The following is a 24,233-nucleotide window of genomic DNA, read 5'->3' on the forward strand; positions in this document are numbered from 1 at the left end:
TCACAATACAAATCTTAAAAATTGACTGTTTCGCTTTGATTGGAGTCTGCTTTCGGCTTCTTTGGGCAGACAAAAGCATAATCCATCTTCGTTTAGTTGGCGCTTTGCTTATTACCAGGTGACAGTAAAAGTTGCTTTACAACGGCATCCGCGGATGTCGTGGTCAAAATACTGCTATCCATGAATTGCGCATTGTTTACTGTCCAATCCGGGTTGAAGTGGGCATGATCCTTGAAAATCGGTAAACCTGAGGTGGTGACTCGGGGGCAAGAGTTATCCGGGCACGCGACTTCATAGGGATCGATAACCCTGGCGCCGAACTGTTCCGCTATCCTCAGTAGATCCTGATGCAACTGTTGCTGTGCGGTATCAATTAGTAAGAGGGGTTGGGTGGCCGAGCGGTTGGCGGGTAGCAGCCTCACACCAGAAGTAAAGGGGCTGAGTTCCTGACTGATGGGATTGCCCAGCACCAGATAGACCTCCTTGCCCAGCTGTTGGAAATAGCGAATATCCTGGCCCAGCTGACTAAGTGCTGCGAGACGACCAGCATCAGTGCTGACGTTGATGCGGCTGCCTTGTTGCTGCAGGTAGTAGGGACTGTTGAGCAGATACCAGTGCCATGCCCCGCCGATGACCACGCGCTTGATGGCGGGATCACTGGCCATCGCGAAACCCTGTTTGCGCAGCTCCCAGCAGCCCTGGCGATTCAATTCATCGGTAAATGCTTGTCTGATAGGGATGCAACCCCCGCCTACAGCAAAAATGGCGCTCAGGCTGTTGGGCTGGGTTGACTGCACCCGGTGAACGCGCTCGGCGTACTGCGCCAGCTGTGAGTCCCCCAGATACAGCACTGTATCGGCAGATTGCCCAGGCAGGCGATATATACCAATGCCGGTGCTGTCAAAGTGACTGACGGTGGTTCGGAGAAAATCCCATTCATTCTTCTCTGGCACGACTACCTGCTGCAGGCGTGGTGCCAGTGTGTGCTGGTAGCTCAATGCTCCCAGGCAAACTGCACCTATCATGGCTACCACCAGGTATTGTAACGGCCGACGGCTGCCATTTTGTCTAACCTGGCGTTGCAGCGGGCGCTCCAGCAGGTGGTAGGTCAGTACTGCCAGAAATACTGCCAGAGCCAGTAGCAGCAGCGTCAGTTTGTTGCCATGGAAAGGTTTGATAATGCGGCCGAAGGACAGCAGCGGCCAGTGCCATAAATAGAGCGGGTAGCTGATCAGGCCGAGATAGACCATGCCGGGTTGGCTCAATAGTAGACGGCCAATGTGGCTGTGCTGGCCGAAAACGATCAATAGTGCAGCGCCCAGGGTGGGTAGCAGTGCCCAATAGCCGGGAAAAGCACTGTCTTTGTTCAGTACAGCCAGTGCCCCACTAATCAGCAGTAGTCCCAATAGCACAGCTCCGTTGGCCAGCCAACGTTGTTGCTGCCAATACTGCAGGCGGGCAGATCGGTGGTGTTGAATACTTGCCAGTGCTGCACCCACTAACAACTCCCAGGCACGACTGAGGGGCGAGTAGTAGGCAGCAGTACTGTCGCTGAATACATAGTAGATGCCGAGCAGCATTGAGCTCAGTCCACTGCATAGCAGCAGCAGGAACAGCGCCCTGGTGCGCAGGCCGACCATCACCAGCAGTAGTGGCCATACAATATAGAACTGCTCTTCGATAGCCAGACTCCACAGATGGAGCAAGGGTTTGGCGATGGAGGCGTTGTCGAAATAACCGCTCTCATGCCAGAGCGTCAGGTTCTGGACGAACCCCCCGGCACTGAGGATATGCAGCCCCAGCTGACGGAATTCAGGGTTGAACAATACGAACCAGCCGAACAGCAACACACTGACCAGGACAGCCAGCAGTGCAGGGAAAATGCGCAGTATCCGCTTGCGATAGAAGCGCTGGATGCTAAAGCGCTGTTGCCTGATGTCGTTCAGCAGGATGCCGGTGATCAGATAGCCAGAGATGACAAAGAATATGTCAACACCGACAAAGCCTCCTGGCAATAAAGGGGGAAAGGCATGGAAGATCACCACAGCCAGTACGGCAATGGCACGCAGTCCATCGACATGGGGCAGATAGACTGGGTGTGACGCAGGTATGGGGGTGCCTTCGGTGGCGGGTGTCCGAAGCCTCGAGTCCATTCGTTTACGTTCCTTGCAACTGTGGGGCGAATCGTTTTGTTAGTACATGTTTGGAGCAGGCATGTGCCTGTTATGGCAGATTTTCTATGCGGTCGTGTCGGGGTAGTTGATTGCGTAACCACAGCTCGGCGTAGGCGAGCAGTTTCAGCAGACCGCGTATCCATCGGGGTTTGCCAACAATCATATAGCGGTCCGTACCGCGATGCTTGCGCAAGGCCAGACGAGCCAGAGCGGTTTGTTGGGCAGACCTGGCATTGCCGATGGAGCCTTCACGGATATAGAAGGTATACAGTGGCTGGTTTACGGAGAAGAAACGCCGCCCCTGCTGCAATAGCCGTAATATCAACTCGTAGTCCTGAGCGTAGCGAAACTGCTCATCATAGCCTTCGGCCTTCAGCAGGTCGGCCCTGAACGCCAGGGTGCCATGGGCAAAAATATTGCCATACTTGATTACGCTGTCGACCTGACGCAGGTGGTGAAGGAAGGGAATAGTTGCAATATGGCGCTGCTGCTGATCAATGATGATGGCTTGTGAAAACAGCACATCCGGTCGTGTGGCACAGCCTTCAAATAGGGCGGCAAGACGCTCAGGATGGCTGTCATCATCGGCATCTTGTCTCACCAGGTACTGCCCACGTGCAAGGCGAATGGCACGGTTGAGCGACTTGGTGAGCCCCCGATTGTCCTGATTGACATAACTTACCCGGGAGTCCCGTGCGGCATAGTCGGCCAGTAATGCCTCAGTGCCGTCGCTGGAGCCGTCATTGATCACGATAATCTCAAAGTCGGTAAAGCTTTGCTGTAGCAATGAATCAAGGCTGGCGGCCAGGGTGGCTTCGGCGTTGTAGGCACCCATGATGACACTGAAAAATGGGGCGGCTGCGTCACTGCCCGTGGTGGCAGGGCGTAAATGAAAGCTGCCGGACTTATCCTGACAAACTACTACTGTATTCATTGCATGTGGCTCAGGTTAGGCGCAGCCGCAGAGGTGGAGAAAAAGGCCTCTAACGTTGCTACGAAAGGATAACGGCGATCAGTGGGCATCTATGCTGCCTGATTGGGTAGACGGTTGTTTGCGCTGTTTGTAAGTATTCCACAGCCGATACATCAGACTCAGCACTATCCCTGCGGGTCTGTAGGAATAGAAGCTCCAGCGATAGTGGGTAATGGTGTTGGTCATCCGCTCATGCAGCTGATGATTGGACTTCATACTGACGCGTGATGCATCCAGCCACTGCACTCCCTGTTCCAGACCCCAGCGAATCCACTCATCCAGTAACAGGCGACCACTACCAAGCGCGGCATGGTCCGGGTGAAAGGCCAGATTGAAATCATAGATACGCCCCTTATCCAGGGGGCCGATACGGTAGCTGATGTATCGGCCTTCGTGTTGCAGGGCGATCACGCTCACCAGACCTGCCTTGGCTAACTGTCGGAAGGCCTGTTTCATCCACTGGGCGTGATCACTACAGAATACGCCAACCTCCTCGGTACCTTTCCAGCTGGCCAGTTCCACCTGGCTTATCTGTTCAAGAATGCTGTCGATACTGTGTTCATCGGGTTGCAGGCAGATGATCTCCGCCCCCAGAGCAGCAGTGCGTTTGCGAGCACGGCGCAACTTGTAGCGGGCATCGCCGCTGATTTCCTCGCGATCAGCGGCGGTGATGGCATGTTCCGGGGCATGACATATCAGCCGTTGTTCCCAGTAGCAACTACATTGACCCCACTGCCGAAACACGGCTTCACCGCTTTCAGCGGTGACCTCATTCAATTGCAGCAGTGCATAGGGTAAGTGCTGCTGGATGGCGGTGAGTATAAGCGGCGCAGCCTCGGCAGCCTCTTCCTTCAGCATCAGGCCGATGCGGTCACTCATGGGAAAGCCCAAATGGCGGACTACCATAAAATGCAAACCCTTTTGCTGCTCGCGACGACGGATCAGCGGCAAGCAGCCTACCAGCTGGGTGGTCTGCCAGATCAGCAGAATGGCCAGCTGAGTATCTGCGGTGAGCGCATCTTCGGCAGCAGTGAGCCATGCCAGATGGTTGTACGGGGTGGCATGGGGCAAGTATTGGTAGAGACTGACATAGTCCGCTGTCGGAAAGTGCGTGTCGTGAAAGGACGTCAGCCATTGCAGGCGATAGGTCATTGGTAAGGCGCTCCGCTGTCGTCAACTGCTGCACAGGCTGATAGCGCCCGCTTGCGTGTGGGTTTTATGAGATGCGCGAACCGCTGGCCCTGGTAGGGTTGCCTGCGGCTGAAATAAAAGTGATGAGCAAGGCAGTACACCTGCTGCATAAGCCCTGTTTCGTGAAAGCCGATACCCAGGCAGAAGGTCAGGGAGCGTAGATTGGACAGGTCAACAACGGCCTGAGCACGTTGATAGCCACGTTGGTGGCAGTCTGCAAAGACATAGTGCAGCAGTAGTGCCAGCCCTGAGCCGCGCAGCTTTTTTGCCACCTCACCATAGACCAGATAGACCGCATCCGTGGGTACACGTAGCCAGCAGTGATAGAGATGAGGATCGTAGTAGTCGCCATCTGCTACCCAGGCGAATGCAATCGCATCACCCTGTTCATCCACGGCGGCATAACCATGCAATCCATTGGATAAAAAGTCTTCAGCTACAGTGATATGGCGTGGAAAGTGCCGGGACAGTACGGTCAACGTGGAGGCTGACAGACGCATGTGTTCGCCTGACCAGATAATGCGTGCTGGCATGGGCATGGCCAGGCTGCGCTCCAGCCATACCAGCTGCCAGCGCTGAAGAATAAATCGCTGAAAAACAAAACGTACAGTGCCAAACAAGCCTTTCTGATAGGACTTCTTTAGCAAGGACAACAGATTCATGGTGCGTTATTCCAGTGCAGAGCAAACAGGCTCTGTGGAGGAACCGTAAAGCTCAGTTGACCCTGACGGCAGACGAAGTGGCCAGAAGTTTCACCCTCGACAGTGAGGATTGTCAGGTTTAATGAAGTATTCGCACATAACGACTTGCTTGGCAGAGTGACGTGCTGCATGCGTGCAGCTTTATTCACTGCAAGAATGCTGATACTGCGATTGTCAGTCATGGCCATGGCATCCACCTCAAAGGCACTGTTCTGCAGAGGCAGGGTGATGGGTTTCCAGAATCGGTTGATAAAGGCCATGGCTCTGGCAACCGGGCGAAGAGTGAACTGGCCGTTGTCAAAACCCACAATGCCCTTGTGATGGTTGTCATCATCGACTGTCAGAAACCAGGCAAGCCCAGAGAGTTTGCCGTCCATGGCACTGTTGATCACCACCGATGTCCACCAGAGATCTGCATAAAAGGTATCCTGCTGATAGGGGCTGGTGCTATTGCCTGAGCCAATATTGGTCTGGTCTATATATAACGGCAGACGGGCGCTGCCATCAGGATGACTACCAACCAGTTGTGCTGCCTGTTGTACCGAATGGCGATACCAGCGAGTAGCTAGCAGATCTTTGGAGTGATCCCACTCATGCCAGGCGACCGCATCGACCAGCCCAGGATTATCGGCGAGCAGCTGACGGGCCCAGTCAATACCTTTGCGCTGAGCCGCCCCATCACTGAAAGGTGTGTTGACGAAGTTGGCACTGGCAGGTGCTGCAATACGCACTCCTGCCTCATATGCGCCGGGATAACTGCGAACAAACTGGGCCATCTGGCGGAAGTAGCGTTCATAGCTGGCATAGTCAGGGTATACGTTGTTCGGTTCATCGGCGAAGCTGATATAGTGCAGGCCGCCATTCTGCAGGCGGATACGCATATTGAGCCAGGCAGCCAGGCCGCGTTTGACATCATCTGTTGCATCCAGCCTGCCTCTTTGTGCTCCGTTCATCCCTGTGCCTGCCAGGAGGGTGACGCTGTCTTCCATGCCCATTCTTTGCAGGGTCTGCATATTGTCATCCTGGCGGAATGGATCACGGTTGAGGGCATCATAGAAACTATAGGCTCCCAGAAAGCGCGGTTTCAGCGCTGCCAGAGACTGCAGCATAGCGCGGGGTAGCTGGCTGGCATTGAAGTCATAGAACCCTAGTTTGGGGGTTTTACCGTTGGCGTGCGTGCCCAGCGTCAGGCTGACCTGGCCAGTCGCGAAGTTGACATCGCGCAGGTCACCCGGTGACTGGGCGAACAGATTGGCGGTGCCATCCAGCCAGAACGCGGCCTTACCCGTACCATTCAGAGTGAGCTGCCAGACCTCCCGCTGCTGGCTGACGGGGAGGGGCAGACGGTCATACTGAAAACCGCGCTGCAGGGTTTGGCTCAGTGGTAGTTGCAGCTGCTTCCCATCGGACAACCGCCGCAGGCTGTAAGCACTGATACCTTTGTCCTGATATTTGCCGCCCAGTATCGCCTGTTCGCCTGCCTTGGTCTGGAAGTAGAGTTCACTGTTGCGTTGCTCTGCTGTCAGTGAGAAATGTACCTTGGAGGGCTGCAACAGAATGGCGGACTGCGGCGCGGCCAGTCGGAAGTTACGGAAGGAATAACCAGGGATTACAACCTGATAGGGCCCCTGACCGGTCAGTGACGTGGTGTGTGAACCATTGGCATTGCCTGCGTCCAGCGTCTGCTCATCCAGCAACTGGCCTTGGGCATCCAGTACAAAAAGGCGGTCCTGATTGGCATCAGCCAGCCAGGCAGCACGCCAGTCAATCTGCAATGTCGTCGCTGCTGCAGGAAAGATATACAGCTGCACGGCACGCAGATTGCTCCAGGGCAGGGGGGAGGCGTGAGCAAGGTTGCTGATAACTAAGATTGTAGCTATGCACAACTGCAGTAGTCTCAGCCTTCTTATGTTCATCGCTATCTCCCCTCATTCCTTAACAAGACTAAATCATTCGTGCGATTACTGAGCCGTCCATGACAGTGCAAAAATCGTTTCGCCGGGTACAGTAAAGGTGACCTTGCCATTACTGCAGCTGGTGCTGCGCTCGTACTCACCCCATTTGTTAAATACCGTCAGCTTGAGTGAGCTGTTGTTGCAGGGCACACCAGTTCCACCCAAAGTGACATTCTGTACTCGGTAGGGGGCCTTATTGACACCCAGAATGCGGCGTTGTGCCCCGTCCGACATGGCCATGGCATCCACCTCAAAAGCATCATTGTTGAGCTTCTGCACCTTAGTCAGCCAGTGTTTAGCGACAAACTGCTGGGCATATCCAACCGGACGTAGCTGAAAATCGCTGGTCATAATACCTTTGTGATGGTTGGTATCATCGACGCCGGGGAAAAAGCTAAAGGCGGATAGCAAACCATCCTGAGACGCGTTGATGACAGCAGAAGCCCACCACATCGCTGCAAACAACGTATTTTGTTCGTAGTCGCTGGTACTGTTACCGGGGCCGATATTGGTCTGATCGATTAGTAGGGGAATACGTGGTGACCCATCGGTTTTTTTGCCAACCAGACTGGCTGCTGTTTGTACTTCGGTGCGATAGCGACGGGTATCCAGCAGGTCGTAGACCATCCATTCATGCCATGCCAGTGCATCTAACGTTGAGGGGTAGCTTTTTAGTAGTTGTGCTGCCCACTGCACACCTCGTCGTTCGGTACTTTTAACATCCAGTGTTGTTGGTGGCGTTTCGGTAAAGCGTGAGCTGGCAGGAGCTATCACTCGAACCCCTGCCTGACGGGCGCCAGGGTAGTTGTTGATAAATTCGGACAGGCTGACAACGGCTTTTTCAAAAGTCGCATAGTCGGGATAACGGAAGTTTGGCTCATCAGCAATGGCCAGATAGTGAGGGCCGGGGTAGTTTGCCCGCACGATAGCATCCAGCCATTTACTGATGCCGGTTCGGATATCACCATTATCTTCAGTAATACTGGTAGATCCATCTCTTCCGCTACCTGAAATTAGGGTAATTGTTTGCTCAACGCCATCTGCTTTGTATTGTGCTAGTGGAGCGTCCATACGTGATGGATCTCGTGTCAACGAATCATAGATTGCATATTGAGAAATAACTTTTGGTTTGGTTTTCAAGATTTCAGCAAGTGCTGCCGAGGGTGGGTTATTGGCTTTATTTGGTGTGTCATAGTAATAACCGTACAGACCTAGCAGAGGTGTATTTCCTAATACAGTGTTGTTCAATGTTAAACCCACAGTGCCAACTGTGTAGAGATTGATGTCCTCATCTAGTGCGGCAGTATTCTGAGCAAAATAGTTATTAGTACCATCCAGCCAGAATGCAGGTCTGCCTCCTTGACCCTTTAAGGTCAGTTTCCATAGCTGATCACTACTGCTGGTGGGTAGATCAGCCAAATCATACTGATAGCCATATTGATAGGACTGGTTGAGAGTCAGGGTGACCTTTTTATTGTCCGACAGGCGGACTGCCTCCAGAGCCGTAATCCCCCTGTAGTACTTTCCGCCTAGCTTAGCTTGCTCGTTGGCTTTAACTTTGAAATACAGTTCGGCATCAGTCTGACTGGTATCCATGAAGTACCGGCCTTTGGGTGGTTGTAGCACAATGTTGCTGCTATTACTGACTACAGAAAAACGACGAGCAGAATATCCGGTTATTTCTAACTGATAAGGCCCCTTGTCGTTTAAAACGGCGGTATCGGAGCCATTAGTTTTATCAGTCCCAAGTATCCACGACTGACTGAGAGCACCTCGGCGGTTTAACAGGTAAACATGATCTTCATCTTGAGATGCACGGCCTACGGCGTCCTCCCATGAGAGTTGCAGATCTGTAGTACCTTGTGGAAAAAGATAAAAAGTCCCTTCTCTGAGACTGTTCCAATTTAAGGGGGCTGCCCAACTAGCAGAAGAGCCAATGGCAATGGCAAAGGTTAGCAATGAGCGTTTAAAGAGCTGGGATTTGTTGTATTGCAGTTCCATTGAGTAACGTCCTTAGATCCTTGTTCACATTCCTGAATAGTGCTTTTTAACTCAGCGTCTGGAAGAGGGGAGGTCCTTTGGTTGTTTGATGGCTCCTTGGGTTAGTGATGAGGTCGGCCAGCTTGTTGGATTCGCCAGCCTAGCAGAGCGGGTGCGGCTGCCACCGCCTGGCTGATCCCTATACGGGGCAGACCATAAGGCATTGAGGATTGAGCGCTGTAGATCCCCGCTCGAGTGCTCAGTGCAAAAGGCAGGGCATGCTGTTGAATACAGGCCGTGACTGAGGCGCTGTAATTGCCATTGGGATAGCAATATATCGGCAGTGGTTGCTCGCAGTGGCTGGCAATGGCTGCCAGGCTGCGGCTGATGTCTTGTTGCAGTTGCGATGGTGACAAGCAGTCGAGCAAGGCGTGACTCGCTCCATGGGCACCAAAGCGAATCAGGCCACTCTGTTCAAGCTCGGTGACCTGAGCCCAGCTCATGGCCTGCGGCGGGTCCGACAGCGGGCAGCTGTCTGCCAGAGCTTGTAAGGTCGGTGCAGGCAGGTCTTTAAGGCTGGCTAGATAGCGCATAACCAGGCGGCTTCGGTCTGCATTTTGTGGCATCGACCTCAGGAGCTCAGGTACAGGTTTACCGGAGGCGGCCAGCCGTGGCAGTAAGCTGTCGATCGCGGCTAAGCCGAAACTCCCCCACAGGGTTTCCCCAATACTTTCCCACCAGAACCCTTGCCTGGTGCCTATAAAGTCGGTGGAAAGGAAAATGCTGGCGGGCACCTGATGTCGTTGCAATATGGGGAAGGCCAGGGTGGCATTGTCATGCCAGCCATCATCAAAGGTCAGCGCCAGACGCGGTCGATCAGAGGAGGAAGGAGTGGTCAGCAGCGGCTCCAGCTCACAAATGTCGAAATGCCGTTTTAGCCAGCCGAGCAGACGATCAAAGCTGTGCTGACCAACACATAGTTCGTTGCGATGAGGTAGGGAGGCAGCTTCATCACTCTCCACCACGCGATGTAGCATCAGGATCACAGCACGGTCGGCCAGAGCCTGTTTACCTGAGCCCGAGCGCAAGTAGAGAGCGCCAGCAGCCATCTTCAAGGCGCGTTTTAGCATGGTGAGATGCCTCATCTATTCTGCTGTGGATTCCACATTTTCAGGCGTTTGCCAAAGATAAACTGGATCACCGCAATGGCCATTCCAGACAGTGAGATCAGGGTATAGCCTGCCAGTCGAAAAGGCTTGGGGAGTCGCTTGGTATGGTCCAGTAATCCGACGATTGCCACAGCATAGGCCGCTATTTGACAGAGTAGGGCGGTTTGATAAAAACCATGGTGTTGCCACAGGGCAAGATTACTAAGTATGAGAGGAATCAATAACAAAGGAGCCAGACGGCGTATCAGCTTGTGGCTGAGCAGTGCCACCGCATAGCCGCCAAATCGCAGTGGATTCATCAATTGTTTACGACAGGCCAGGCTTTGCAGGCCGCCCAGCGTGACTCTGAGCCGACGACTGAATTGCTTGTTGGTTTCGTCCACGCCTTCATCAAGGACTTTGGCTGCATCCACATAGACAAGGCGCTTGCCCGCTGCAGGGGCACAGGTGCTGATAAAGAAGTCATCATTCACGTCGGAAGGAATAGCTTGAAATAGTGATCGGCGGATAGCCAATAGGGCTCCATCCAATGCGACGGTACAGCCGGTCTGGTTTTCCGCCCTGCGTATCCAGGCCTCGTAGCGGCGGTAGAGGCTGTCGCCCTGACTCAGCGCATGGCCGGGTTTGGAGATGATCATATTCCCTCCGGTGGCGCCCACGGCTGTGTCACTGAACGGTGCCATCAGCGCTCCCAGCGTAGAGGGAAACCACTGATTGTCTGCATCGGTAAACACCAACACATCACCAGAGGCGTACTGTACGGCAGTGTTTAATGTGGCTTGTTTGCCTTGTCTGGGTAGGTCCAGCAGCAGAATATCGGGATGATTGAATGTCCGGGCCAGGGCAATGGTGTCGTCTGTAGAGCCGTCGCTGGCAATAATGATCTGCCGCGCAGAAGGGAGATAGTCTTGCTCCAGCAGGCTCTTGATCTTGCCCTCAATGTGCCGCTCTTCATTATGGGCAGCAACAATGATGCTGATGGACTGAGGGTGTGGTGCCAGGGCGATTTGCCGAGGCTTGAATGCTGCCATCATGGCGAGTCCCAGGGGAAAGCCGATATAGGCATAGAAAGGAATCAGCAGGCTCAGCCAAAAAATAATCTCAGCCACGTTCCGGCCTCCTTGCCTGGTAGCGGATCAGTCCCAGCAATAAAGCGACGGCTGCCAGATGCAGACGAAGCCAGTGCAGGGGCCACAGTCTTAGCGTCAGTAATGGGTCTCGGTGCCAGCGCGTCTGGCGCAGGCTCAGCAGTAATGGCAGGGCCAGGCTCATGCTGAGAGCAGGCAGGCCAGACCAGGTATTCCCCCAGATACAACCCAGCACTCCATAAAGTGTCAGCAGCCAGCACAGGATCGACAGCAGAGGGAACCGCAGTACACGCCATTGGCGCTCCTGCTGCAGTAGTTGCACATTGCTCCCTTGACGCCATAGCTCCTTACCAATCCATTCCCGCCAGCTGCCTTCATAACCCCAGTGCAGCGCTGGCGGATGGGTCAGGCAGATGAGCTTTGCCCCGGCCTTACGCAGGCGCAGGCTGAACTCTTTGTCTTCGCCGCTCTGCAATTGTTCATCGAAGCCCCCTGCTTTACTGATCCACTCCCGTTTCAGAACGACATTGCAGACCGACAGCCACTGCATATCGCGCACGGGGACGTGGGTAAGGTGATTGCGCGCCTGCCATGTGTGGGCAAACCAGGGAGCCGCAGCGGGGGTGGTCAGCGAGAGGGCTACCATGTCGCCTTGCTGATGAGCTATGGCGTCGAGACTGAGTGCCAGCCAGTCCAGGGGGACTTCAATATCGGCATCTAAAAACGCCAGATAATCACCGCTGGCAGCGGCAATCCCCCGGTTGCGTAGTGCACCAACGACGATGCCAGGGTAACTGATGACGCTGGCACCCAGGGCAGCAGCCAGAGCCGGGCCGTTATCCTGCGAGCCATTGTCCATCACCAGCAGTTCACAACAGATCCCTGCATGATCTGCCGCAAGGCGCGCTGCCCGCAGCGTTCGCTCGATATGGCGTGCCTCGTTATACATGGGGATGATGATGCTAACTAGGGTCATGGCTGATTTGTCGGTGGGGAAGATATATAGGGGGGAACAACATGACCTTGGCTGCAGCGGAGGCCAAAGCTGGAAAGTGCCAGCAAAAACCAGATGTATTTATGGTCTTGAATACTTAAAAACATGAGGAAAAACATGGTCACCATCAGGGCGAGACCGAAGTGGGTCATCAGGTTAGCTTGATGCTGCTGTCCAAGCTGCAAAAAATATCGCCGGGCAAGGTAGTAGTTGCGAAATGCGAGGATAAACAGACCCACAAAAGCGATCACTGCAGGCAGGCCCGCTTCTGCGGCCATCTGCATATAGGTATTGTGAGCTGCCCTATACAGGTCGGTGCGATCAGGCATAAAAGAAAAAGCTACGGCGTAGCTGGAACGTGCAAAATTCAACGGAAAGGTACCTGGTCCGGTGCCGAATAAAGGATGGTTCTCGACGACCTGCAGGCCTACGATCAGATATGAGGTGCGGCGACCAAGAGAGGGATCCTGAGCCACACTGGGGCCAGACACCAATGAGGTCAAAGACTCAATACGTTGGATGTAGCTTTCGGGCACCATAACGATCATGGTACTCACCAGTATCACCAGGCCTAGCAAGGCAAAACCGAAGTGACGTGGGTGCAAGTGATGAAGTGCATAGCGGTAGTGCCAGAGGCAAGCCAGTAGCACAACAGCCAGAACTACCAGTCCTGAGCGTGAGTCGGTACTGATCAGTGCCTTTGTCAGCACGCATGCAACACCAAGCCAGAAAAGGCGCTCCAACCAATGTGTTTTGGAAGCAATAAGCAGCAAAGAAAATACAATGCCAACATCCAACTGCAGGGCATAGTAGTTCGGATCCCCAGTGAAGCCTGCTTCGCGGTTGTTGATCATGGTGCTTGGATCGGCAATCAGGTAGGTAACTGCCACACCGAGCGCACAGCCTTTGGCTATAAGTGTCAGATTCAGTCTGGGAGCGAGCAGGATGGTAGCGGCAAAGCATATCTGACTCAGCATCAGCTCTCGTGTAGTAAAGGTAGACAAGGGTTTGTCCTGCGAGTACCAGACGCTGACCAGGTAGAACAGCATAAACGTGCCTAAGCTTAGCCATAGGTTACTGCGCAGTTGGTTGAAGGATATCTGCTTCAGTGCCAATTGCATGACCAGAATCACGAAGAGGGGGGCAAGAAACTTATTGGCACTGATGTCTATACCAAATGCACCCTCAAATGGCAGGCTCAGCCATGCAGCGGTGAGCACCCATTCTGGCTTTTTGTAAGCGACTATCATGACCACCAGTAAGGGGACAATCATGGGAGCCAGCTCTGGTGAAGGGCTGAGCAATATACCTATGCAACTCACCACCAGCAGGGCGAACAGCGCGACGGTAGCGATCACTTGGCCTGGCTCCCGCAGAGAGACTGATAGACCGCACTCCATTGTTTGACCAGCTCAGGCAGGTCATAGCGCTGTTTTAATACGGTAAAGGCTGACTGGGCTAAGTGTGGTCCTAGTTCTGGCCGCTCCAGTAGGGTGGTCAGGTGCTGTTGCAGAGTCTGCGTATCCAGCGCCGGTGCCAGCAGGCCACTGTGGCCATCGTCAAGCACATCGGGAATCCCTCCTACGGCAAAAGAGACGACTGGCAGACCGGCGGCCATCGCCTCCAGCAATATCATGGGTGTACCTTCGGTGCGTGAACTGATCACCAGAATATCCAGTCGTTGCAACCATGAGACCATATCCTGCTGGTAACCGGGCAGGGTGATCTGTGCCTGTAGTTGTTGCGCCTTGATACGCTCCTCCAGGCGGCTCTGCTCTGGGCCCTCGCCGAGCATGACGGCGCGTAGCTGAGGGTATGTCTGGCACAACGGGATCAGGGCATCCAGAAACAGGTCGGGGCCTTTCTCGCCACTCAGGCGTCCGACAAAACCAATCAGGCTGGTTGGGCCGAGGCGGCGGCGCGTTGCTGGCGGCTGATCAGGAGCATGCATGCCATTGGGGATGACTGTCAGCTTCTGTGACTGGACCCGATGGGCAGTATGGATGCGTGCCACGCTGTCCGCGACACATACTGCCCGTTTTATCCAGGGGAACTTGCACATCTGCAGGCTGGCCCAGGTATACAGCCGCTGTTTGCGGCTACGGGGGGTGAAACCATGCTGAGTAAATATCACCGGCTGGCGGTCGAGCACGCCCGATAGCCAGGCCCACACCTGGGCTTTGAAGTTATGGGCATTGATGATGCAGGGGGCATCGGGCATCTGCTGCAACAGCTGACGCCAGCTGGCAAAGTTTGCGCAACTGCTACAGTCTACGCCTGCAGCAGTAAAGCGCTGGCGCAGGGCGTCAGGCCCCTGAATCAACACCACCCGGTGGTGGCCTGGGGTGGTCAGGCAGTGGTCCAGTAACATCCGTTCGGCGCCGTAGAATTCGCGGCTGCTTATCAGATGCATGACAGTGGGCAGGTTCATCAGTGGCTCGTCCAGTACCTGAGCCATTTGATGCTGCCACGTTTGTGCGGGTTGACTTCCGCCGGTGTCTGATCATTGATGACTAGTAGAACGGGCAACTGCAGCTTACCTTGCACTTGCGCCGGATGCTTGAAGCGATGATCGAAGAATTCGCGAATATAACCCAGCGCCAGGGACAGGAAGGCGGCCGCGATCAGACCAGAGATGATGACCTTGAGAGCTCCCGGTGTAGACGGCTGGGTAGGAATAAAGGGTCGACTAAGAATCTTGGCATTGGATGCATTCTGATCATCCAGCACCTGCTGCGTGCGGCTTTCCTCGAAACGTTGGGTATAGGCGGCATACACTGTCTGCAGGGCGTTGAGGTCGGTGGTCAGCCGATCCAGTTGCGTCTGTACATCCTGCAGTTTGTGAATGCGCTCTTTATAGGACGCAACACGTGAGGTTTTCTGCGTCACCACATCCTGCATCACTCTTATATCGTTTTGCCGCTCATCAATACGGTTGGCGATAACTTTCAGCAACTGATTGCGGGTGCGCTGTATTTGGTCACTCTGCTGCTTGACGGGCAAGCTACCGGATTTAAAGGTGGCAGTGGTGTCGCCATACTCGTTGATCTGGGTGGTAAGCAGGGTGGTCAGCTGGCGAATCTCGGCATCATCGTAGGTCAGGCCGTTTTGTGTACTACTGAAGGTATAGGGAAAGGCGGCCTGGGTGAGGTCGGCCTTCTTCATGGCGTCCAGATTTTTTTGCAGGTAACTCAGCCAGTGCTGGCTTTCCAGCAGGCGGTCGTTCAGGCCGCTAAGCGCCTGTTCTTCGCTGTTAATGGCCTGCAGATTGAAAGAAATTTCGACTGCCGGGTCTGATACATTGTAGTCCCGCAGTAGATCCAGCCGCTGTTGCTGCAGGTGTTGCAACTGCTTCTGGTACTGGCTGCGCTTCTGTTCATAGAAGGCCGAAGGCATTTCGGCGGACTGCATTTCCTGACGGATGCTCATGTAGTTGTCGAGCAGGCGATTGACCAGATCGACGGCTAACGTCGGATCCGATGACGAGTAGGTAACAGACACCACGTTGGAGCCCGGCAGAGTGACTACATTGAGCGAGTTCAGCATCATCTCGGTCAGGTTTTCTACCCGGGTATCACGCTTTTCCGCATTACTTCCGATCAACGTTTTCAGGGGGGTAATGACATAGTTTTTCAGTGGCTGCTTGACCCAGGTATTGAGCAGGCTGTCTTCGGGAGCGAAATAGCCTTCCTGCAACATCTGCTCAATGGTTTTACGCATCAGCCCTGGTGAGCGCAGCATGGTGCTTTCCGTTTCCATGTCGGCCAGTGTCGGTGGCACGAACTTATCGGTATCGGCATTCAAGGAAGTGCTGGCATCAGCCTGGGAAAGTTTTTTCGACTGCACCACAACCTGTGCAGAGATGTCGTACGACTCCTTGATGAAGGCAGGCAGGATCAGTACCAGAACTGCCATGTAGATAAAGGTGCGCTTGATCAGTCGCTTGTTGGCGAAAAAGATCCGCAGAAACTCGTGCAAATGGTTTTCTGACGTATTCACGAGAGCACCTTAGTTATTGCTGTTGTCATCAGACAGACTGTAGGACAAGCCGAAGTTCAGCCCGGAGAACAGGATGACATCCGCCAGTTGGCGGGTCAGCTGTGCGGCAGCCACCAGCTTGGTCTTGGGTACATAGAGCAGGTCATCAGGCTGCAGGTAGGCAAACTGTGCAGCCTTCCCCGCCATGACATCCTTGGCGTTGTAGACCCGGGCCTCTACCTTATCGCCAGTTCGGCGCATGATTACTACCGAGTCCAGCTGAGCTCCTATCGTAGCGCCTCTGGCCAGCGACAGCGCTTCTAGCACAGAGACCGGTCGTTGGATCGGGTAGGCGCCAGGCTGCTGTACTTCGCCCATGACGAAAACCTCATTGGCTACAGTGGAGCGTAGCACGACATCTACACTGATTTGGCTGTTGCGCTGGTGATAGAGATCATTAACCCGGCTATGTAGTTTGGACAGGGTCAGCCCCCGTACAGGAATGTTGCCGATTAGTGGGAAGCTGGCATAGCCGTCATTGCTGACGGTGACGCTACGGGTCATACCTTGTCCGGGTGTGGTCAGGGTCTGACGCAAATTTTCCAGCTCGGTTTGAGGGCGAGATACGGCCAGAGATACATCAGGCCGCTGCAGTACCCGTGAATAGGCCAGCTGTACGGCATCCTTGGCTTTTTCTACGGTTAAGCCTGCAACCAGCAGCGAGCCCACGTAGGGGAGGGGAATGGTGCCATCCGGCATCACCAGCCGCGAGCCACTCAGGTTGGGGGCGGTCAGGAAGCTCAGCTCGACCTGATCACCGGCTTCAATACGGTAAGCCTGTGCTGACTCATTGCTGAAGTGATAAATAACGTCAAAAACATCCTGTGGTCGCAGTATCTGCTCGACTGGCAATGTCTCAGATAGCGTGGTATCCGCTGTAGGAGTAGATACCGGCATGGAGATAAGCTCCGGCCGACTTGAACAGCCCGCCATGGCTGCGGACAACAGTAGTACTGCCAAGGTAAAACGCATTGTCGAGCTCCGTAGTTACAGCTGATCGTACAGCCATTTCGGCATGTAATATTTGCGTCGGTTAAATACCGTACCCAGGATATGGGCGCCGTTCTGAGTCAGGCGATGGGTGGCTGCCTGCGCTACTTCCCAGCGGGTTTCCTCAGCGCCTATGACCAGAATCACGCCATCAACCAGTGAGCTGAATATCAGTGTATCGGCTGAGGCGTAGACCGCATCTGCATCAATGACGATAAAACGGAAGTGGCGTTTGAGCAGGCTCAGTAGCTGACTGGTCTTCTCCTGCATCAGCTGTTCGGACTGAGCGGTGCGCTGCCCTAACGGCAGCAGATGAAAGGGCAGCTCGGGAAATGACAGAACCGAGGCGGCCAGCTGCTCACTGGTCTGGTTCTCCAGCAGTTCCAGCAGACCAGGCGCGCGGCGCAGGTCTGACTGCTGGGTAAGACTGGTAGCAGAAAGGCTGGCATCAATCAGTAGTACCTGGCCCATAGATGCCTTGGCCAGCTGATTGGCCAAGGTGACGGCGCTGGTGGTGGTGCCGCTTTGACTGCCAGCAGAGGTGAGCAGAAATACCTGTTGTGCCGGGTCCAGCATGGTCGAGACCAGGTTGATCTCACTGGGGGCCTTGGCGAGGTGTTGCAACATACGGCTGTTGCCATTCATATCAGCCTGCTCCGTGTCCACTGATGACTTTAATCGGGGTCTTTAGAAGGATCTTAAAATCCAGCCAAGGGCTCTGTTTGCTGATATAGGCCAGATCCAGCAGCACGCGCTCGTCAAAGTCGACATTGCTTCTGCCAGAAATTTGCCACAAGCCGGTGATACCAGGATAGGCGTTGAGTCTTACCAGATGATGATCCTGATAACGCAGGGCATCAAAGGAAGTTGGGCGGGGGCCGACCAGACGCATCTGCCCCTTCACAACATTGATCAGATTGGGTAGCTCATCAAGGCTGGTGCAGCGCAACCAACGGCCGATGGAGGTAATGCGTGGATCCTTATCGACTTTGAAGTCCACTGAATGGGGGCCGTGCTTGTTCAGATGGCGCAGTGATTCCTTCAGTTCTTCGGCATTGACCACCATGGTGCGGAATTTGTACATACCAAAGCGGCGTCCGCGAAAGCCGGTACGTTGCTGCACGAACAGCACGGGGCCTTTGCTTGTCAGCTTGATCAGTAAGGCAATCGCCAGCAGGGCGGGCGACAGGATCAGCAAGCCCAATGCAGCGAGGGAGGCATCAATATAGCGCTTGCGGCGTGACAGTATCCAGGGGCAATACCCTGGCCGTTCTCGCGGCAGATCCTCAATGGCCTTATCAATCTTTTCACGTAGTGCTTGGTTCCGACGCTTGTTGTGCAGGGCCAGAGCCTCAACATCAGCATCTTTCGCAAGTCTTTCCATGAGCGAACGTCTCTCTGGTTGTGGTATGCCGTGCCGTGTCAATCAGCTGCACGTGCCACCTTGGCAGTGACTACATTGTTCACCTGCATGTTGCATATCTTCATTAACGCGATAAGCATTTGAGCATGCGTTCAATGTGTTTTTGTGTAAGTTTAAGTAATTAAAAATTGTTTATGTGCTTAATGCTTGCTTATAGATGTCCGGTTTAAGCAGTACCAAAATGGGTAACTAATAGGGCGTCAGCGAATACGATGTGAACAAGAGTCATGAATTAAGGGCAATACTAAGCGCTGGCTATTATTCAAATCGATTAGATGGATGTCCAGCTTTGAATGCTTAAGTGCTAATAAATAAGTTTGTATGTGTTTTTATGTTTTTTAATGTAAGTTTTGCTTTGCAAAAACATCCTTCTACTGACGCTGGTCAGATGGCCCCGGTCTGATTTTTATGTGATCAGATTTTTTAGCACATCAAGCTGCGATCCTGTCTCTGGGCACGTTCAACACACAAGCAATTCGCGCACCACAGTATGACTAACCCGGTGAGCTCATTATCGAAGTGTCGTAATGATGGCGGATGGTCCAAGCCTGACTACCGTTCACACCCCTAGAAAGGATATAGACCGTATCTAAACGACCGTAAAGGCAAGATGCAGTGCAGCGGGGAACAATACCGACAAGAAGGCGCATTCTTATCCGGTCATCGTGGAGGCTGGGGAATGTTGCGGAGGGCGGCGGTGCCAGCGCTTGCGTACTGGCACCGGTTTTCAATTAACCGATGGTGTCAGGTGAACGGGCGTTCAGATAGGCCTGTTCTGACACGGCGTGCCACTTGATGGCTTGCTCACGGAAAGCAACGAAAGAGTCGTAGACTTTCTTCGTAACGGGATCAAGTTTCGCCTCATCGGCGACCACTTCGTCAGACAGCCGCTTGAGCTCGGCCATAACGTCTTTGGGGAAGCGACGCAGCTGAACGTTGTTCTTCTCTACCAGTTCCTGCAGTGCAGCATTATTTTTTGCCGTCAGTTCCGCCAGCATGTCCTGGTTGGCGATGCGCGAGGCATTCAGTACCAGTTCCTGCAGCTCTTTGGGCAACTCTTCCAGTGCTTTCTGGTTAATGAAGCACTCCAGTGTGGTACCTGGCTCATGCCAGCCGGGATAGTAGTAGAACTTGGCTGCTTTATGCAGGCCGAAAGCCATATCGTTGTAGGGGCCAACCCATTCGGTGGCATCGATAGCTCCAGACTGCAGTGAGGGGAAGATTTCACCGCCGGGCAGCAGAACCGGAGTCCCGCCTGCACGCTTGATGACTTCGCCACCCAGGCCAGGGATACGCATTTTCAGACCTTTCAGGTCTTCAACGCTGTTGATTTCCTTGTTGAACCAGCCGCCCATCTGCACGCCAGTGTTACCTGCGGCGGTGGGAACCAGCCCGAAGGGGGCATAGACTTCTTTCCACAGATCCATACCACCACCGTGGTACAGCCAGGAGTTCATTTCCTGTGCGTTCAGACCGAAGGGAACGGCAGCGAAGAACTGGGCAGCAGGAGATTTGCCTTTCCAGTAGTAAGAGGCTCCGTGACCCATCTCGGCTGTGCCGCGAGAGACCGCATCGAAGATTTCCAGTGCGCCGACCAGTTCGTTGGCGCCATACACTTTTACCTGTACCTGGCCGTTGGTCATCTTGCCAATCAGTTCGGCCAGATAGTTCGCGCCAGTACCCAGGCCCGGGAAGTTCTTCGGCCAGGTGGTCACCATTTTCCATTTGTAGACTTTCTTATCGTCAGCTTTGGCACCACTGGCAACAACACCAGCAGCTGCGCCCACGCCAAGGGCTTTAATTAACTCGCGACGTTTCACGGGGATCTCCCTTATAGTCCAGTTATTATCGTTGTAGAAACTTATTGCGGGAAACGAGTGAGGCAGTGAACGCAGAGGTTGCCGGTGCAAATGGTCGGCGGCTCGCTGCGCGCCCTGACTTCCTGCAACTGTCTCTCGACGGACAAATAGTCACGTTCTGAAAAGTAGCATGGCATATGCATGCCTGCAATCTGACTATTGGACTGACAATCCCTCGACATCGGCGCCTTACGTCAGGGGGGCTTTGTGTATAATACCGACACTAGGGATTACGGCCAGGAACAGACCCTTGCAGCATCCAAATCTTCTCAAGCACATCGCTGAAAGCAAGCCACAAATGCGCAAATCGGAGCAAAAGGTCGCCGATTACGTGCTCGCACAGCCGCATGAAGCGATCCATATGCGTATCGTTGATCTGGCGGCGCAGGCCAAGGTCAGTGAGCCGACGGTGGTGCGCTTTTGCCGGGCACTCAATTTTGATGGCTTTCAGGATTTCAAGCTGTGTCTGGCACAGGTACTGGCGAGTAATACCAATTTCGAGCAGTTCTCCCTCAATAACTCCGACACGGTCAAAGAGTTCAAACACAAGATCTTCGAGTCCACGGTCGGCAACCTGATCAATGTGCGTGACAGCCTTGATCCCGACACGCTGGAGCAGGCCATCGATGCCATGGCACAGGCGCGTCGTGTGGAGTTCTGGGGCTTTGGTGCCTCGGCGGCGGTGGCGGCGGATGCCCAGCACAAGTTTTATCGCCTGATGGTGTCATCCACGGCGCTGTCTGATCCGCATATGCAGACGATTTCTGCCCTGACACTGGGCGAGCAGGATGTGGTGCTGGCGATCTCCCAGACCGGGCGAACCAAGGATTTACTGCATTCCATCCGTCTGGTGCGGGACTCCGGCGCTACGGTGATCACCCTGTGTCCGGGCAACACCCCTCTGGCGGATCTGGCTGATATCGCCATTCATATCGATCTGGCCGAAGACAAGGATCTCAATACCCTGATGTCCTCGCGTGTGGCCCATCTGGTGGTAATGGATGTGCTGGCCGTTGGGGTCGCCATGCGTCATGGCCCGACGCTGATTGATCATCTGAAGACCATTCGCCGTGGCTTGCGCTCGCTGCGCGTCAATGACCGGCGCCCGATCAAGAAAGACTGACCGCGGGCCCACTCCGAGGAAAACCCTGTCTTGCTTCCTGATGGTGTTACCTATGGAAGCACAGCGACGCTGCTACTGCGTTGATTCGCTTGCTTTCTTTCCCGGCCTCCAGATTGTTGCAGACATCCCGTCCAGCGCCATTTGCCGTTTTGCTATGCGGATGGCGTACGTCCTGATTATTTACCTTGTTACAAGAAAGCTGATTAATTGCTGATCATGTAACGTGGCTGACATCTTGCATATACATACTGTGCATCGACTGTACTGTTACATGCCGACGTGTTTCCCACGGTGGAATAAACGTCAGCAACGCAGAACAGGGTTTTGTGCGATTAAGCGTCTTAACTATCAGCTACTGCAGCAGTTATCTACTGAACCAGCAACTGACCCTGGATGAGGTGAAGCTGGCGATCGGCAGACAGCATTAGAGTGTTGCCCGGGATATGTCCGGATGCTTATGACCGGTGTTCACAGTTTTGGGGCGTGGGTGCTCCTGCTGTACCGGAACGGGGCAAAGAAAGACGTTATCTGCTGGAGCAAAACTACCGCCGACGGGTTTCGCCGCGCCATATCGAGTCAGACGTGCTGGGCATATAACAATGTTAAGGAGGCATGTCTATGCAACAGTCAGAGCGTCTTGTCGAAGTTCAGGCTCAGCTTTTTGACATCTATGCGAACCTGGAGCGTGATGCACGCCAGGAAAAACAGAAGTTCATGACCCGCAAATCCCTGCTTGCCCGTCGTACCATCGAAAAACTGCGCGAGGAAAAGGATCTGGCCAAAGCCGCGGCCCTTTATTGCTTCGACGAATAGTCGTCGCTGAGGTCTTTGCCAGGCGCTGCTGCGTGGTCAGGGCGCCTGCCACCTCCCCGTTATCTGTGCATTACCTCTGACAAGACTGCCAACGCCCTGCCTGGTTTATTGCTTCTTTATATTGACTCCTGATAGGAAAACTCACTGCCTATTGGCTAAAATTCACGGCAACTTCTCTATCCTGCAGGATTGCTGTCATGAGCCTGTTTGTGGCTACCTGGGTCAAGTTCTTCTTTCTCTATGCGCCCTTCTTTGTGGTGTCGATGTTCCTCTCCCTGACGCGTGGCGACAGCCCGGCCAGCCGACGCAAGGTGGTCAATCGGGCGGTACTGGCCGCGCTGGCCATCAGTGTCATTCTGCTGTTCTTCGGCAGCACGCTGTTTGAGATTCTCGGTATCACACTCGACTCCTTCCGCATTGGCTCCGGGGTGCTGCTGTTCCTGTCTGCGGTCAGTCTGGTGCGGGATGGCATTCGTACCCATGCCACCGGTATGCCAGCCGAGGAGCGGGATGACATTTCCGTCGTGCCACTGGCGATTCCGACCATCATTGGTCCGGCTACCATCGGTGCCATTCTGGTGTACGGTGCTGAGCTGAAAGGCTGGGACGTGATGATCGGGCTGTTAGGGATGCTGGCAGCGCTGGCCGGGCTGGCTATCACGCTGCATCTGAGCAGCGTGTTCGAGCGCATTCTGGGGCGGACCGGGCTGAATATTCTCAGCAAGATCACCGGCCTGATTCTGGCGGCGATGGCAGCACAGATTATTCTGTCGGGTGTGCGGGGCTTTCTGGAGTCAGTCTGAAATGCCTTGTGCGCGCCGGGGTACGCTGTCTATTTATGGCTGATGAACGGGCTGGGTTATAACCCCAGCCCTTCGCTATCTGCCAGCGGCATCACATCCACCTGCACCGTCAGCTGGTGCTGTCCGCCGCCACTCATCAGACCCTTCAGCGGCACGACATCGGCATAGTCGCGGCCAAAGGCCAGCGTGATATGGCGCTCATCGGGGATCAGATCGTTGGTCGGGTCAAAGTCGACCCAGCCCAGAATCGGATCAAACACAGCAAACCAGGCATGCGATGCATCGGCGCCGACCAGTCGTTCCTGACCGGGAGGCGGAATGGTCTCCAGATAACCGCTGACATAGCGCGCCGGGATGCCCATCGAGCGCAGGGCGCTGATGGCCAGCTGGGCAAAGTCCTGACACACCCCGCGTTTCTGCTGCAGCACGGTATGTACCGGCGTGGCGAGGGTAGTGAAGCCCGGGTCATAGGTAAATTCATCGAAAATACGATGGGATAGACGTTTCGCCCCTTCCAGCACAGGCATGCCGGGCTCGAACACCTCCATGGCGAAGTCACGAAACAGTTTATCCGTCGGCGTCATGCGGGTGGCAGTACGCAGCAGGCGGGCGTGCAGCGCCTGGGTGTCGGTGGCATGACCCAGATAGACCAGTAACTCTTCCCACGGCGTGGATTCTTCCAGTTGCTGGCTACCCAGACGGGGCAGCACTTCCACCAGACTGGTGACCTTTACTTCCAGCTGGGTATGCAGCTTGTTGACGTGGAAGAAGGTATGGCGATTGCCAAAAAAGTCCAGATGATCGTACAGGCTGCTGGGCGAAGGGGAGACTTCCAGCCGGGTTTTGCGGGTCTTCTGATAGGCCAGTTTACGCGGTGACAGGCAACTGAGGTTGTAGCAGTTGGCGATGTCCTGCAGGTAGTGATACTGGGTCAGGTGGCTGATCTGGTATTTCATGTG

20 protein-coding genes are annotated in these 24,233 nt (G+C 54.4%); 3 read left to right on the forward strand and 17 right to left on the reverse strand.

Annotated features, from left to right (window positions below; translation table 11 throughout):
* Positions 1–92 precede the first annotated feature (92 nt).
* The 16 genes from WH50_RS02160 to WH50_RS02235 all read right to left on the reverse strand — a co-directional run bounded on the left by WH50_RS02160 (position 93) and on the right by WH50_RS02235 (position 20,496).
* Complete coding sequence (locus WH50_RS02160; RefSeq protein ID WP_110185819.1) at positions 93–2,153, reverse strand: acyltransferase family protein; 2,061 nt, start codon at positions 2,151–2,153, stop codon at positions 93–95.
* Between the two features lie 70 nt (positions 2,154–2,223).
* Positions 2,224–3,108, reverse strand: a complete 885-nt coding sequence (locus tag WH50_RS02165; protein ID WP_110185820.1) for a glycosyltransferase family 2 protein — start codon at positions 3,106–3,108, stop codon at positions 2,224–2,226.
* A gap of 78 nt (positions 3,109–3,186) precedes the next feature.
* Positions 3,187–4,299 (reverse strand): GNAT family N-acetyltransferase, encoded by a 1,113-nt coding sequence (locus WH50_RS02170; RefSeq protein ID WP_110185821.1) that lies wholly within the window; start codon positions 4,297–4,299, stop codon positions 3,187–3,189.
* Positions 4,296–5,000, reverse strand: coding sequence for a GNAT family N-acetyltransferase (locus tag WH50_RS02175; RefSeq protein WP_110185822.1), 705 nt, complete (start codon positions 4,998–5,000; stop codon positions 4,296–4,298). Before WH50_RS02175 ends, WH50_RS02170 begins: the two co-directional genes overlap by 4 nt.
* Positions 4,997–6,955 (reverse strand): hypothetical protein, encoded by a 1,959-nt coding sequence (locus tag WH50_RS02180; RefSeq protein ID WP_133251216.1) that lies wholly within the window; start codon positions 6,953–6,955, stop codon positions 4,997–4,999. The genes WH50_RS02175 and WH50_RS02180 overlap by 4 nt, the downstream gene beginning before the upstream one ends.
* Positions 6,956–7,000: 45 nt before the next feature.
* Positions 7,001–8,995, reverse strand: a complete 1,995-nt coding sequence (locus tag WH50_RS02185; protein WP_133251217.1) for a hypothetical protein — start codon at positions 8,993–8,995, stop codon at positions 7,001–7,003.
* A gap of 101 nt (positions 8,996–9,096) precedes the next feature.
* Complete coding sequence (locus WH50_RS02190; protein ID WP_110185840.1) at positions 9,097–10,104, reverse strand: polysaccharide deacetylase family protein; 1,008 nt, start codon at positions 10,102–10,104, stop codon at positions 9,097–9,099.
* 11 nt (positions 10,105–10,115) lie between these two features.
* Positions 10,116–11,252, reverse strand: a complete 1,137-nt coding sequence (locus tag WH50_RS02195) for a glycosyltransferase (RefSeq protein WP_110185825.1) — start codon at positions 11,250–11,252, stop codon at positions 10,116–10,118.
* A complete protein-coding gene (locus WH50_RS02200) occupies positions 11,245–12,207 on the reverse strand; it encodes a glycosyltransferase (RefSeq protein ID WP_110185826.1) in 963 nt (320 codons plus the stop codon). The genes WH50_RS02195 and WH50_RS02200 overlap by 8 nt, the downstream gene beginning before the upstream one ends.
* On the reverse strand, positions 12,204–13,583 hold the full coding sequence (locus WH50_RS02205) for an O-antigen ligase family protein (protein WP_165838276.1): 1,380 nt from the start codon (positions 13,581–13,583) through the stop codon (positions 12,204–12,206). Before WH50_RS02205 ends, WH50_RS02200 begins: the two co-directional genes overlap by 4 nt.
* Entirely contained in the window at positions 13,580–14,683 is a 1,104-nt protein-coding gene (locus WH50_RS02210) for a glycosyltransferase family 4 protein (RefSeq protein WP_110185828.1), read from the reverse strand. The genes WH50_RS02205 and WH50_RS02210 overlap by 4 nt, the downstream gene beginning before the upstream one ends.
* Positions 14,656–16,224, reverse strand: coding sequence for a GumC family protein (locus WH50_RS02215; RefSeq protein WP_110185829.1), 1,569 nt, complete (start codon positions 16,222–16,224; stop codon positions 14,656–14,658). Before WH50_RS02215 ends, WH50_RS02210 begins: the two co-directional genes overlap by 28 nt.
* Before the next feature lie 9 nt (positions 16,225–16,233).
* Positions 16,234–17,235, reverse strand: coding sequence for a polysaccharide biosynthesis/export family protein (locus tag WH50_RS02220; RefSeq protein WP_110185830.1), 1,002 nt, complete (start codon positions 17,233–17,235; stop codon positions 16,234–16,236).
* A 15-nt stretch (positions 17,236–17,250) separates the two neighbouring features.
* Entirely contained in the window at positions 17,251–17,898 is a 648-nt protein-coding gene (locus WH50_RS02225) for a CpsD/CapB family tyrosine-protein kinase (RefSeq protein ID WP_110185831.1), read from the reverse strand.
* A 1-nt stretch (position 17,899) separates the two neighbouring features.
* Positions 17,900–18,637 carry a sugar transferase gene (locus WH50_RS02230; RefSeq protein WP_110185832.1) on the reverse strand — a complete coding sequence of 246 codons (738 nt, stop codon included), beginning with the start codon at positions 18,635–18,637 and terminating at the stop codon, positions 17,900–17,902.
* A gap of 770 nt (positions 18,638–19,407) precedes the next feature.
* Complete coding sequence (locus WH50_RS02235) at positions 19,408–20,496, reverse strand: TRAP transporter substrate-binding protein (protein WP_207780137.1); 1,089 nt, start codon at positions 20,494–20,496, stop codon at positions 19,408–19,410.
* Between the two features lie 289 nt (positions 20,497–20,785).
* Between WH50_RS02235 and hexR the strand changes: the two genes are divergently transcribed.
* From hexR to WH50_RS02250, 3 genes are all read left to right on the forward strand, one after another.
* On the forward strand, positions 20,786–21,658 hold the full coding sequence (gene hexR, locus WH50_RS02240) for a transcriptional regulator HexR (protein ID WP_243409958.1): 873 nt from the start codon (positions 20,786–20,788) through the stop codon (positions 21,656–21,658).
* A gap of 618 nt (positions 21,659–22,276) precedes the next feature.
* On the forward strand, positions 22,277–22,471 hold the full coding sequence (locus tag WH50_RS02245; RefSeq protein ID WP_104153289.1) for a PA3496 family putative envelope integrity protein: 195 nt from the start codon (positions 22,277–22,279) through the stop codon (positions 22,469–22,471).
* A 197-nt stretch (positions 22,472–22,668) separates the two neighbouring features.
* The gene (locus tag WH50_RS02250) at positions 22,669–23,274 is read left to right on the forward strand and encodes a MarC family protein (protein ID WP_110185834.1); all 606 of its coding nucleotides are present in this window, start codon (positions 22,669–22,671) and stop codon (positions 23,272–23,274) included.
* Between the two features lie 56 nt (positions 23,275–23,330).
* Here the strand turns inward: WH50_RS02250 and WH50_RS02255 are convergent, their stop codons facing one another.
* On the reverse strand, positions 23,331–24,230 hold the full coding sequence (locus tag WH50_RS02255) for a transglutaminase family protein (protein ID WP_110185835.1): 900 nt from the start codon (positions 24,228–24,230) through the stop codon (positions 23,331–23,333).
* Between the last annotated feature and the right edge of the window lie 3 nt (positions 24,231–24,233).

The sequence above is a fragment of the Pokkaliibacter plantistimulans genome (assembly GCF_003194385.1).
GTDB classification, from domain to species: Bacteria; Pseudomonadota; Gammaproteobacteria; order Pseudomonadales; family Balneatricaceae; genus Pokkaliibacter; species Pokkaliibacter plantistimulans.

Coding starts and splice junctions, on each gene's coding strand:
- WH50_RS02210 (WP_110185828.1), bottom strand. CDS start 14,683: ATGGCTCAGGTACTGGACGAGCCACTGATGAACCTGCCCACTGTCATG.
- WH50_RS02255 (WP_110185835.1), bottom strand. CDS start 24,230: ATGAAATACCAGATCAGCCACCTGACCCAGTATCACTACCTGCAGGAC.
- WH50_RS02250 (WP_110185834.1), top strand. CDS start 22,669: ATGAGCCTGTTTGTGGCTACCTGGGTCAAGTTCTTCTTTCTCTATGCG.
- WH50_RS02190 (WP_110185840.1), bottom strand. CDS start 10,104: ATGCTAAAACGCGCCTTGAAGATGGCTGCTGGCGCTCTCTACTTGCGC.
- WH50_RS02175 (WP_110185822.1), bottom strand. CDS start 5,000: ATGAATCTGTTGTCCTTGCTAAAGAAGTCCTATCAGAAAGGCTTGTTT.
- WH50_RS02225 (WP_110185831.1), bottom strand. CDS start 17,898: ATGAATGGCAACAGCCGTATGTTGCAACACCTCGCCAAGGCCCCCAGT.
- WH50_RS02185 (WP_133251217.1), bottom strand. CDS start 8,995: ATGGAACTGCAATACAACAAATCCCAGCTCTTTAAACGCTCATTGCTA.
- WH50_RS02220 (WP_110185830.1), bottom strand. CDS start 17,235: ATGCGTTTTACCTTGGCAGTACTACTGTTGTCCGCAGCCATGGCGGGC.
- WH50_RS02160 (WP_110185819.1), bottom strand. CDS start 2,153: ATGGACTCGAGGCTTCGGACACCCGCCACCGAAGGCACCCCCATACCT.
- WH50_RS02165 (WP_110185820.1), bottom strand. CDS start 3,108: ATGAATACAGTAGTAGTTTGTCAGGATAAGTCCGGCAGCTTTCATTTA.
- WH50_RS02180 (WP_133251216.1), bottom strand. CDS start 6,955: ATGAACATAAGAAGGCTGAGACTACTGCAGTTGTGCATAGCTACAATC.
- WH50_RS02245 (WP_104153289.1), top strand. CDS start 22,277: ATGCAACAGTCAGAGCGTCTTGTCGAAGTTCAGGCTCAGCTTTTTGAC.
- WH50_RS02230 (WP_110185832.1), bottom strand. CDS start 18,637: ATGGAAAGACTTGCGAAAGATGCTGATGTTGAGGCTCTGGCCCTGCAC.
- WH50_RS02170 (WP_110185821.1), bottom strand. CDS start 4,299: ATGACCTATCGCCTGCAATGGCTGACGTCCTTTCACGACACGCACTTT.
- WH50_RS02200 (WP_110185826.1), bottom strand. CDS start 12,207: ATGACCCTAGTTAGCATCATCATCCCCATGTATAACGAGGCACGCCAT.